General features: G+C 59.4%; 8 protein-coding genes and 1 riboswitch. Of the genes, 1 reads left to right on the top strand and 7 read right to left on the bottom strand.

The annotated features are described in order from the left end of the window. Positions 1-30: 30 nt before the first annotated feature. Both EKA13_RS18325 and alaS read right to left on the bottom strand, forming a co-directional pair. Positions 31-1,266, bottom strand: coding sequence for an aspartate kinase (locus EKA13_RS18325; RefSeq protein WP_065760751.1), 1,236 nt, complete (start codon positions 1,264-1,266; stop codon positions 31-33). Between the two features lie 83 nt (positions 1,267-1,349). Further along, positions 1,350-3,974, bottom strand: a complete 2,625-nt coding sequence (gene alaS, locus EKA13_RS18320; RefSeq protein WP_065760750.1) for an alanine--tRNA ligase — start codon at positions 3,972-3,974, stop codon at positions 1,350-1,352. Between the two features lie 360 nt (positions 3,975-4,334). After that, a riboswitch (FMN riboswitch) is annotated at positions 4,335-4,485 on the top strand. Between the two features lie 94 nt (positions 4,486-4,579). Here alaS and EKA13_RS18315 point away from each other — a divergent pair. Further along, positions 4,580-5,086, top strand: a complete 507-nt coding sequence (locus tag EKA13_RS18315) for a 6,7-dimethyl-8-ribityllumazine synthase (RefSeq protein ID WP_065760749.1) — start codon at positions 4,580-4,582, stop codon at positions 5,084-5,086. An 85-nt stretch (positions 5,087-5,171) separates the two neighbouring features. On the opposite strand, the gene astE is transcribed toward EKA13_RS18315, so the two are convergent. From astE to astA, 5 genes are read right to left on the bottom strand one after another with little or no spacing between them, the layout of a single operon-like run. Continuing rightward, entirely contained in the window at positions 5,172-6,182 is a 1,011-nt protein-coding gene (gene astE / locus EKA13_RS18310) for a succinylglutamate desuccinylase (RefSeq protein WP_065760748.1), read from the bottom strand. Positions 6,183-6,193: 11 nt separating this feature from the next. Continuing rightward, on the bottom strand, positions 6,194-6,484 hold the full coding sequence (locus EKA13_RS18305; protein ID WP_065760747.1) for a topoisomerase II: 291 nt from the start codon (positions 6,482-6,484) through the stop codon (positions 6,194-6,196). 14 nt (positions 6,485-6,498) lie between these two features. Then, positions 6,499-7,848, bottom strand: coding sequence for an N-succinylarginine dihydrolase (gene astB, locus EKA13_RS18300; RefSeq protein ID WP_065760746.1), 1,350 nt, complete (start codon positions 7,846-7,848; stop codon positions 6,499-6,501). A gap of 24 nt (positions 7,849-7,872) precedes the next feature. Continuing rightward, positions 7,873-9,336: a succinylglutamate-semialdehyde dehydrogenase gene (astD, locus tag EKA13_RS18295; RefSeq protein ID WP_065760745.1), complete on the bottom strand. Its 1,464-nt coding sequence runs from the start codon at positions 9,334-9,336 to the stop codon at positions 7,873-7,875. Beyond that, positions 9,337-10,362 (bottom strand): arginine N-succinyltransferase, encoded by a 1,026-nt coding sequence (gene astA / locus EKA13_RS18290; RefSeq protein WP_065760744.1) that lies wholly within the window; start codon positions 10,360-10,362, stop codon positions 9,337-9,339. Positions 10,363-10,386 lie beyond the last annotated feature (24 nt).

The following is a 10,386-nucleotide window of genomic DNA, read 5'->3' as shown; positions in this document are numbered from 1 at the left end:
GCCATGCCGCGCCCTTTTTAGGCAGGAGCCTTACTCACCCTGGCGGGCGGGGGCGTCCAGCTCGAAGGCCGTGTGCAGTGCACGCACAGCCAGTTCCAGGTACTTCTCTTCAATAACTACAGAGACCTTGATCTCGGAAGTGGAGATCATCTGAATGTTGATGCTCTCCTTTGCCAGCGCTTCGAACATGCGGCTCGCAACACCGGCGTGTGAACGCATACCGACACCGACGATGGACACCTTGGCGATCTTGGTATCACCGACTACCTCACGGGCGCCGATTTCACGGGCCGTGTTTTCCAGCACCTGCTGCGCCTTGGCATAGTCATTACGGTGCACGGTAAAGGTAAAGTCGGTGGTGTTATCGTGCGAGACGTTCTGCACGATCATGTCGACTTCAATGTTCGCGGCACTGATAGGACCGAGGATCTTGAAAGCAACGCCTGGGGTATCAGGTACGCCGCGAATGGTCAGCTTGGCTTCATCGCGATTGAAGGCGATGCCGGAAATGATCGGCTGTTCCATGGATTCCTCTTCATCAATAGTAATGAGGGTACCCGGACCCTCCTGAAAGCTGTGCAGCACGCGCAGCGGGACGTTGTACTTGCCGGCGAACTCGACGGCACGGATCTGCAGCACCTTGGAACCGAGACTGGCCATTTCCAGCATCTCTTCGAAGGTGATCTTGTCCAGCCGCTGAGCCTGGGACACCACACGCGGGTCAGTGGTGTAGACACCATCGACGTCGGTGTAGATCTGGCACTCATCAGCCTTCAGTGCAGCCGCCAGGGCCACGCCAGTGGTATCGGAACCACCACGCCCGAGGGTGGTGATGTTGCCGTGCTCATCGACACCCTGGAAACCAGCAACCACAACGACACGGCCAGCCTTGAGGTCGGCACGAATCTTCTGATCATCGATTTGCAGGATGCGCGCCTTGTTATGCGCGCTGTCAGTGAGGATCCGCACCTGGTTACCGGTGTAAGACACGGCAGGAATGCCGCGCTTCATCAGTGCCATGGCCAGCAAGGCAATGGTCACCTGCTCACCCGTGGAGACGATCACATCCAGTTCACGTGGAACCGGCTGATCGCTGATCTGCTTGGCCAGATCGATCAGGCGATTGGTTTCGCCGCTCATCGCCGACAGTACAACCACCAGATCATCGCCGGCTTCGCGGAATTTCTTGACCTTCTCGGCAACCTGCTCGATTCGCTCGACTGTGCCGACCGAGGTACCGCCAAATTTCTGTACGATCAACGCCATTTCAAAGCCGCCTCAGCCCGTGAAGGGCACCCAATAAACAATCAATCAACAGCCCGCCACTAGACGACGGGCCGCTTCGCGTCTTAGACGCCCTGCTCTACGAATGGCACGGTCAGGGCCAGTGCGCCGTCCAGCGCAGCAGCGTCGACACCGCCGCCTTGCGCCATGTCCGGACGCCCACCCCCTTTGCCGCCCACCGCCGCAGCGGCTTGCTTCATCAAATCACCGGCTTTGAGTTGGCCAGTCAGGTCCTTGGTCACACCCGCTACCAGTACGACCTTGTCCTCATAGACACTGCCGAGCAGGATCACTGCGCGGCCGAGTTTGTTCTTCAACTGATCGACCAGCGCCAGCAGCGCCTTGCCATCCTGGCCATCAAGACGCGCAGCCAGCACCTTGACGCCCTTGACGTCGACGGCTGCGCTCGACAGGTCGTCGCCCGCAGCACTGGCGGCCTTGGCCTGCAACTGCTCCAGTTGCTTTTCCAGCTGACGGTTTCGCTCAAGCACAGCCGAGAGCTTGTCGATCAGGTTGTCACGACTGCCCTTGACCAGTTGCGCGGCTTCCTTGAGCTGCTCTTCGGCGGCGTTCAGGTAAGCCAGCGCAGCAGCACCGGTGACCGCCTCGATACGACGCACACCGGAGGCTACGCCACCTTCGCTAATGATCTTGAGCAGGCCGATATCGCCGGTACGCTTGGCGTGGATACCGCCGCACAGTTCGACGGAGAAATCGCCGCCCATGCTCAGCACCCGCACGCTGTCGCCATACTTCTCGCCGAACAGCGCCATGGCGCCCTTCTTCTTGGCGGTGTCGATATCGGTCTCTTCGGTTTGCACCTCGGAGTTGTTGCGCACTTCGCGGTTGACGATGTCTTCCAACGCCTTGAGCTGCTCAGGTTTGAGCGCCTCGAAGTGGCTGAAGTCGAAACGCAGGCGCTGGCTATCAACCAGCGAGCCTTTCTGTTGTACGTGATCGCCGAGCACCTGACGCAGCGCCGCATGCAGCAAGTGCGTCGCGGAGTGGTTCAACGAGGTGGCATGCTGCACATCGGCATCGACCTGAGCCTGAACCTGCTCCCCGACCTTCAGGCTGCCGCTGGCAACCTGACCATGATGCAGGAACGCACCACCGGTCTTGGTGGTATCACGCACATCAAACCGTGCACTGCCGGCCAGCAGGTAACCGGTGTCACCCACCTGGCCACCGGACTCGGCATAGAACGGGGTTGTATCCAGAATCACAACGCCCTGCTCGCCTTCAGCCAACTGCTCAACCGCCTGGCCATCTTTATAGAGGGCTACGACAGTGGCATTGCCTTCGGTGGTGGTGTAGCCGGTAAACTCAGTGGCTACATCAACCTTGACCAGGCTGTTGTAGTCCAGACCAAAGGCGCTTGCAGAACGCGCACGCTCACGCTGAGCATCCATCTCACGCTCGAAGCCAGCCTCATCCAGGGTCAGGTTACGCTCACGAGCGATATCGCCCGTCAGGTCCATCGGGAACCCGTAGGTGTCGTAGAGTTTGAATACCACGTCACCAGGTACCACGCTGCCTTTGAGTTCAGCCAGGTCCTGCTCGAGAATTTTCAAGCCCTGCTCGAGCGTCTTGGCGAACTGCTCTTCTTCCGCCTTGAGGACGCGCTCGATATGCGCCTGCTGCGCCTTCAGCTCAGGGAAGGCCTCGCCCATCTCGGCCACCAGCGCAGCCACGATCTGGTAGAAGAAACTGCCCTTGGCGCCCAGCTTGTTGCCGTGACGGCAGGCGCGACGAATGATACGCCGCAATACATAGCCACGACCTTCGTTGGACGGCAACACACCGTCGGCGATCAGGAACCCGCAGGAGCGAATATGGTCGGCCACAACCTTGAGTGAAGGCTGGGCGTCGTTGCTGCAACCGATCGCCTTGGCCGATGCGGCAAGCAGGCTCTGGAAGAGGTCGATCTCGTAGTTGGAGTGAACGTGCTGCATGACCGCACTGATCCGCTCCAGGCCCATACCGGTATCAACAGACGGCGCAGGCAGCGGGTGCAGGACGCCGTCAGCAGTACGGTTGAACTGCATGAACACGTTGTTCCAGATCTCGATGTAACGGTCACCATCTTCTTCCGGCGAGCCAGGTGGACCGCCCCAGATCTCCGGGCCGTGATCGTAGAAGATCTCGGTGCAAGGACCGCACGGGCCGGTATCGCCCATGGTCCAGAAGTTGTCGGACGCGTATGGCGCCCCTTTGTTGTCACCGATACGAACCATGCGCTCAGCCGGAACACCGACCTCTTTGGTCCAGATGTCATACGCTTCGTCGTCGCTGGCGTAGACCGTTACCCACAGTTTCTCCTTGGGCAGGTTCAACCATTTTTCCGAGGTCAGGAAGCTCCAGGCAAAGGTGATTGCATCGCGCTTGAAATAGTCACCAAAGCTGAAGTTACCCAGCATTTCAAAGAACGTGTGGTGGCGTGCGGTATAGCCGACGTTTTCCAGGTCGTTGTGCTTGCCGCCGGCGCGTACGCACTTCTGGCTGCTCACAGCTCGGGTATAGGCACGTTTTTCCTGGCCCAGGAAACAGTCCTTGAACTGGTTCATCCCGGCGTTGGTAAACAGCAGGGTCGGGTCGTTGCCCGGAATCAAAGAGCTGGACGCGACACGGGTATGTCCCTGCTCTTCGAAGAAGCGAAGGAAGGCTTCACGGATTTCTGCGCTTTTCATAGGTTCTTCCACGGAAACGGCGGCCAGAGGCAAATGCTTGCGTCAAATTGACGAAACGACGGCAAAGGGCCGCATTATATCGGGCCTAAGGCCTGGGTACAGTGTGTTTATGCGATAGAAGCCGTCAATTGGACAACCTGTAACGGCAATGACAAACAAAAGCGGCAAAATTACCTCCGCCAAGCATGCCCGGGATGCTAAAGCCTGATTTCCCCTACTGACAAGGCATTACGGAGGATCGCCCCGCCAATTGGCAAGGGTTCTCGGATGAAATGTCTTTCATAGGCGTCAATATCATTAGCAGGCTATACGTTTCCCGGAAAACTGTGCTAATAATCCGCTGCCGTCAGCCGCTGACGGCGACGTTCTCAGGGCGGGGCGCAATTCCCCACCGGCGGTAATTGCGCTGAATGCGCATAGCCCGCGAGCGCTTGCAGCACCACTGCAAGGTCAGCAGACCCGGTGTGATTCCGGGGCCGACGGTCATAGTCCGGATAAAGAGAGAACGGGATAGGCACATGCGTGCCTACGGCTGCCTAGCTGCATGCCGACTATCCCTTTCGATCCAGATGCCCTGTTTCTCATACAAACAGGAGTCCGTTTTAATGCAACCCACTGCAATCGATAGCAAGAGCCATCCTCAGGAACGTATCGCGTTCATTCAGGCCTGCTGGCACAAGGATATTGTCGACCAGGCACGCAAGGCCTTTGTCGAAGAGATGGGCAATCACGGCTATCAACCTGGCGACATCGATTTCTTCGAAGTCGGCGGCGCATTTGAAATCCCGCTGCACGCCAAGCTGCTGGCACGCACAGGCCGCTATGCCGGCATTGTGGCTGCAGGCCTGGTGGTCGATGGTGGCCTGTACCGGCATGAATTCGTGGCACAGTCGGTGATCAGCGGCTTGATGCAGGTTCAACTGGAAACCGAAGTACCGGTGTTCTCGGTGGTACTGACGCCGCACCACTTCCACGCGGGCGACGAACACCAGACCTTCTACTTCGAGCACTTCCTGGTGAAGGGTGCCGAGGCCGCGAAGACCTGTGCCGACACCCTGCAGAAGCTGCGCGCGCTTCGCCGCAACGAAGTACCGCAAAAACGCGCCGTATAATCCACCCGCCAACTCGAACGCCGGCGCCCATCTGCGGGGCCGGCGCCACTGGCAACAGCACGAACCTGATACTAGCGACGCCCGGTCAGCCCAGTTGATCCGGCGTGGTTGGCACAACCAGAATGCCGGCACGCAGGCCATTCTTGACCTTGGGATTCGGGAAAATGATACGAGCCCCCTCTTCCTCCACAATCCAGCGCGTCTCGGCCAGATCCTCGGCCAACAGGTAGCCCTTGGAGAGTTCGGAGAAGTTTTCGATATCGGCAGGCAGGTGCAGGTGGAAGTTGTCGCTGTGCTTGATGATTTCGCGAGCAACGCTGAACAGTTGCAAGCCATCAAGCAGCTCGCCTTCTGCGCTCGGCTCGTCACCTTCGATAATTTGCTTAAGACGCTTTTCCAACAGCTGCAGGTTCACCTGCTGGTTCTGACCAAACGGTCGCGCCTTGCCCAGCTCCAACGTAAATGCCTCAGCATCCAGTTGCTCGTAGGTATAGGCCGTGAACGTAACGGAGGCCTTGCTTTGCAACAATACCGCCTCCATACCCGCAGCACGCAAGCGCGCCAGCTCACGACGCGAGTGCTGACGGCCCTCCTTGAAGGGATACAGCGCAAACTGCTCGATCTTCGAACCTCGGATCGCGGTATGCAGGTCGTAATGCAAACGCATACGTCCCGGCACGCTAAAGAATGTCGCAGCCAAGCGCTCGAGCTCGCCGGCACGCAGGGCTTCTGTACCACTGGATAACTCATGGCGCCCATTGAACAGGCGATTGACGTCCTGCTCGATATAACGCTCGCCGCGACGAATAGCTTCGGGGTTACCAAACAGAAACAGCATCCGTACGCGCGGCTTGATGTCACCGCGGGCAATGCCATGCAGCAACTCATCGAGCAACTCGATGGGGGCTGTTTCATTGCCGTGAATACCCGCTGAAAGCAGCAGGTCCATGCCATTGTCGCGAGCCTTGGGAGGACACACTTCCAGTGCACCTTCGCCGAGCCAGCGCATACGCACGCCCTCGACAGTCGTCTGAGTCTTCTCCGCCGGTTCACGACCGGCCAGGGTCAGGTCAAGCAGTTTGCCGAGGGCGAGCATGGGCCGTGTCCTTAGTGATGGTGTCCGCAGTCTGGGCCGTGGACGTGATCGTCGTCTTCACCGGCATCGGCCGGTTCCATTTCCAGTTGCAGGCTGACCAGGTTAGTGGCCAGCGGGCGCAGCAGAAGGTTGGCGTACTCGGCGTCGTCTTCTTCGACGTCGACGCCGATCAGCAACTGACCGCGGCCATCCTGCTGAATCCATACCTCCTTGCCTTGCCAGACCACCGCAAAGCGGGTGCAGGAGGTTTCCAGCTGAGTGCCGTCATCGTCTTCGAGGATCAGCTGCAGGGCGTCGGACATAATCGAATTCTCTCTCAAGGTTCAAGTTGGAATGGATAGACCGAGCCCAGCTTCAGAATCTGGGTCAGCTCATCCAACGCCGTACGGCACTCCACCAGCAACTGCGGGTCGGCCAGATCGCTTTCGCTCAAGCGATCGCGGTAATGCTTGTCAACCCACTGGGTCAGCGTGTCATACAGCGGCGCCGTCATGATAACGCCTGGATTGACCGCCGCCAGTTCCGTTTCATTGAGCGCGACACGCAAGCGCAGGCACGCCGGGCCACCCCCGTTCTGCATACTCTGCTTGAGGTCGAATACCTTGACCTCTGTAACCGGGCCTCCCTGGCTGGTCAGCGCCGACAGGTACGCCCAGACGCGCTCGTTATTGCGGCACTCTTCAGGCACGATCAGCAGCATCGAGCCATCGGCACGCGACAACAACTGACTGTTGAACAAGTACGAACGGACTGCATCCTCTACAGACACCTGAGCACGCGGCACGCAGATACTTTTGAAGTTGCCGCCTCGTTTAGCCAGTTTAGCTTGCAGTTCGGCGAGCATCGCATCGGTGCTCAGAAAGGCATCCTCGTGGTAGAACAACACCTCACCATTACCCACAGCGATCACGTCGTTGTGGAACACACCCTGATCGATTACTGCAGGATTCTGCTGAGCGTAGACCACACCCTCTTCACTCAGGCCATGCAAACGAGCGACCGCTTGCGAGGCCTCCAGGGTTTGACGTGCCGGGTACTTCTGCGGTGCGGGGTAGCGGGTATCAAAGGCACTGCGACCGAACACGAAGAACTCGACGCCAGGCTCACCGTAGCTACGGCAAAAACGAGTGTGGTTAGCTGCGCCTTCGTCGCCGAACTGGCTGACAGCCGGCAACGCAGCGTGATGCGCGAAGTGCTGCTGATCCGCAAACATGGCGCTTAACACCCGACTGGTAGTGGGGTGCTCAATGCTGCGGTGATACTTGCAGTTGAGGTTCGCTGCAGTGAAATGCACACGACCATCGGCGGTGTCGGCACTTGGGCTCACGGTTGCGGCGTTGGCGACCCACATGCTCGAAGCGGAGCAGGATGCCACCAGCAACGGCATGGCTTCTTTGGCCGCGCGGGCGATCACCTGGGCATCGGTTCCAACAAAGCCCAACTGACGCAGCGCTGCCACATCCGGACGCTCCTGCGGTGCCAATACACCCTGCGTAAAGCCCATTTCCATCAGGGCTTTCATCTTCGCCAAACCCTGACGGGCCGCTTCGCGGGGGTTGGAGGCCTGCTGGCTGTTGCTCTGCGACGCGACGTTGCCATAGGACAGACCGCCATAGTTGTGCGTCGGGCCTACCAGACCATCAAAATTCACTTCAAAGGATTTCATCGGCAAGACTCCATGGACCTGTTGTTATAGGGAGACGCCGGGCGTCAGGGTTGCAGGCAGGCTCAGGCTGGCGGTCTCCAGCGAAGCCACCGGGTAAGCACAATAGTCGGCCGCGTAGTAGGCACTGGCGCGGTGGTTGCCGCTGGCACCCACTCCACCAAACGGTGCGCTGCTGGCAGCGCCGGTCAGCTGCTTGTTCCAGTTCACGATACCCGCACGGCTTTCCAGCCAGAATTGCTGGTAGCGCGCCTCGGAGTCCGACAGCAAGCCGGCAGCCAACCCATACTGGGTATTGTTGGCTTCGGCGATGGCTGAATCGAAATCGGCATAGCGAATCACTTGCAGCAGCGGACCAAAGAACTCCTCGTCAGGACGATTGGCCACCGACGTCACATCGACAATACCTGGCGTCAACAAGGCCGCATTGGGCTGTGGCTGAATCATTTCCAGCAACGACACCGCGCCGTTAGCCAGCAGTTGGGCTTGTGCATCAAGCAGCGCCTTGGCCGCGCCCAGGGAAATTACAGACCCCATGAACGGTGCCGGTTGCTGGTCGAAAGCCCCCACCGAAATGGTTTTGCAAACCGCCACCAGGCGTGTCAGCAGCGCATCCCCCCACGCACCTTGCGGTACCAGCAAGCGACGGGCACACGTGCAGCGCTGGCCAGCAGAGATGAACGCAGACTGGATAATGGTGTACACCGCAGCGTCCAGGTCTTGTACCTGATCGACCACCAGCGGGTTGTTCCCGCCCATCTCCAGAGCAAGAATCTTGTCCGGGCGACCGGCAAACTGTTGATGCAGAAGATTGCCGGTTCGACTGGAACCGGTGAAGAACAAACCATCGATACCCGGATTGGCCGCCAGCGCGACACCGGTTTCCCTAGCGCCTTGAACCAGGTTCAACACGCCCACAGGCAAGCCGGCTTCGACCCAGCACTTGACGGTCAGTTCGGCCACTTTCGGGGTTAGCTCGCTGGGCTTGAACACCACGGTATTGCCCGCCAACAGCGCTGGCACGATGTGTCCATTCGGCAGGTGGCCCGGGAAGTTATAGGGGCCAAATACCGCCACCACGCCATGGGGTTTGTGTCGCAGTATGGCGGTGGCATCGGCCAGCGGGCCACTTTTTTCGCCCGTGCGCTCACGGTAGCTCTGCACCGAGATGGCGACCTTGTTGACCATGCTGGTCACTTCGGTAGCCGCCTCCCAAAGCGGTTTGCCGGTTTCCTCGCCGATGCAGCGAGCCAATTCGTCGGCATTGGCCTTCAAGCGCGCAGCAAAGGCTTCAAGTACCGCAATACGGGCGTCGAGCGATTGCCGGGCCCAGCCGGGAAACGCCTGGCGCGCCGCCTTGACGGCCTCGCCCACTTGCTCGGCGGTAGCGCCCCGCCCCTTCCAGATCACGTGTTGGGTGACCGGATTGTGCGACTCCAGGGCCTCGCCCTGACCTGCCAACCACGCGCCAGCAATGTAATGGGTAGTCATTTATTGGGCCTCCCGGGCGGACAAGGGTACGGCGCGGACCTGATCGCCAGCGTTCAAGCGCAAGCGCTTAGCGGTTTGTGGATCGACCACCAGGGTGCCGGCGGCCAGACGAGCAGGCGCTGCGGCAATGCGGCAGTCTTCACGCTTGCGGTTGTGGATAATGTATGGGGTGGCGTCGTCACCCGGCGTGCCGATTGCCAGCACCAGCGCCTGGCTGTCATGCACAGCACGAATCTTGCGGGTTTCACATTCAATGGCCGGGCCCGCGTCAAAGATGTCGACATACCCCTGGTAGCTGAAACCTTCGCTCTTGAGCATGGCCAGCGCCGGCTCGGTGTCGGTGTGCACACGACCAATGACGTTGCGCGCTGCCTCCGAAAGGAAGCAGGTGTAGAGCGGAAACTTGGGCATCAGCTCGGCGATGAAGGCCTTGTTGCCTACGCCGGTCAGGTAATCCGCCTGACTGAACTCCATTTTGAAGAAATGTCGACCCAGGCTCTCCCAGAATGGCGAGCGGCCATTGGCGTCGGACATCCCACGCATTTCGGCAATGATCTTGTTACCAAACAGCTCTGGGAACTCGGCGATGAACAACATGCGCGCCTTGGACAGCAGACGACCATTCAGGCCGGTACGGTAGTCGCTGCGCAAAAACAGCGAGCACAGTTCAGAGTTGCCGGTCAGGTCGTTGGCCAGGAACAACGTCGGAATCTCCCGATAGATGTTCAGCTCCTGGGAAGCGCTGACGGTCAGACCGACCCGGTAGTTGTACCAAGGTTCGCGCAAGCCAACTGCGCCGGCGACAGCCGAAATGCCGACCACCTCGCCCGCATCGTTCTCCAACACGAACAGGTAGTCCGCGTCGCCCCGCTCGGCTTCACCACGGAAGGTTTTTTCAGCCCAACCTACCCGGTGTGACAATCGCTCTTCATTGGCCGGCAAGGTCGTCAAGCCTGTGGTACCGGTGCTGCGCGCAAGTTCAATCAGCGCAGGTAAATCGCTGCTGCGTACGGGACGAACGATCATGCTATCTCCTCGGGCGGCGGCCTA

Origin of the sequence: Pseudomonas defluvii (genome assembly GCF_001695625.1) — a bacterium.
In the GTDB taxonomy this organism is placed as follows: domain Bacteria; phylum Pseudomonadota; class Gammaproteobacteria; order Pseudomonadales; family Pseudomonadaceae; genus Aquipseudomonas; species Aquipseudomonas defluvii.
Note: the sequence above shows the minus strand (reverse complement) of the source record. Positions and strands in the feature narration are given on the sequence as shown.

What these genes read in the sequence shown, in the direction of transcription:
- EKA13_RS18325 (WP_065760751.1), bottom strand. Translation starts at nt 1,266, where the DNA reads ATGGCGTTGATCGTACAGAAATTTGGCGGTACCTCGGTCGGCACAGTC.
- alaS (WP_065760750.1), bottom strand. Translation starts at nt 3,974, where the DNA reads ATGAAAAGCGCAGAAATCCGTGAAGCCTTCCTTCGCTTCTTCGAAGAG.
- EKA13_RS18315 (WP_065760749.1), top strand. Translation starts at nt 4,580, where the DNA reads ATGCAACCCACTGCAATCGATAGCAAGAGCCATCCTCAGGAACGTATC.
- astE (WP_065760748.1), bottom strand. Translation starts at nt 6,182, where the DNA reads ATGCTCGCCCTCGGCAAACTGCTTGACCTGACCCTGGCCGGTCGTGAA.
- EKA13_RS18305 (WP_065760747.1), bottom strand. Translation starts at nt 6,484, where the DNA reads ATGTCCGACGCCCTGCAGCTGATCCTCGAAGACGATGACGGCACTCAG.
- astB (WP_065760746.1), bottom strand. Translation starts at nt 7,848, where the DNA reads ATGAAATCCTTTGAAGTGAATTTTGATGGTCTGGTAGGCCCGACGCAC.
- astD (WP_065760745.1), bottom strand. Translation starts at nt 9,336, where the DNA reads ATGACTACCCATTACATTGCTGGCGCGTGGTTGGCAGGTCAGGGCGAG.
- astA (WP_065760744.1), bottom strand. Translation starts at nt 10,362, where the DNA reads ATGATCGTTCGTCCCGTACGCAGCAGCGATTTACCTGCGCTGATTGAA.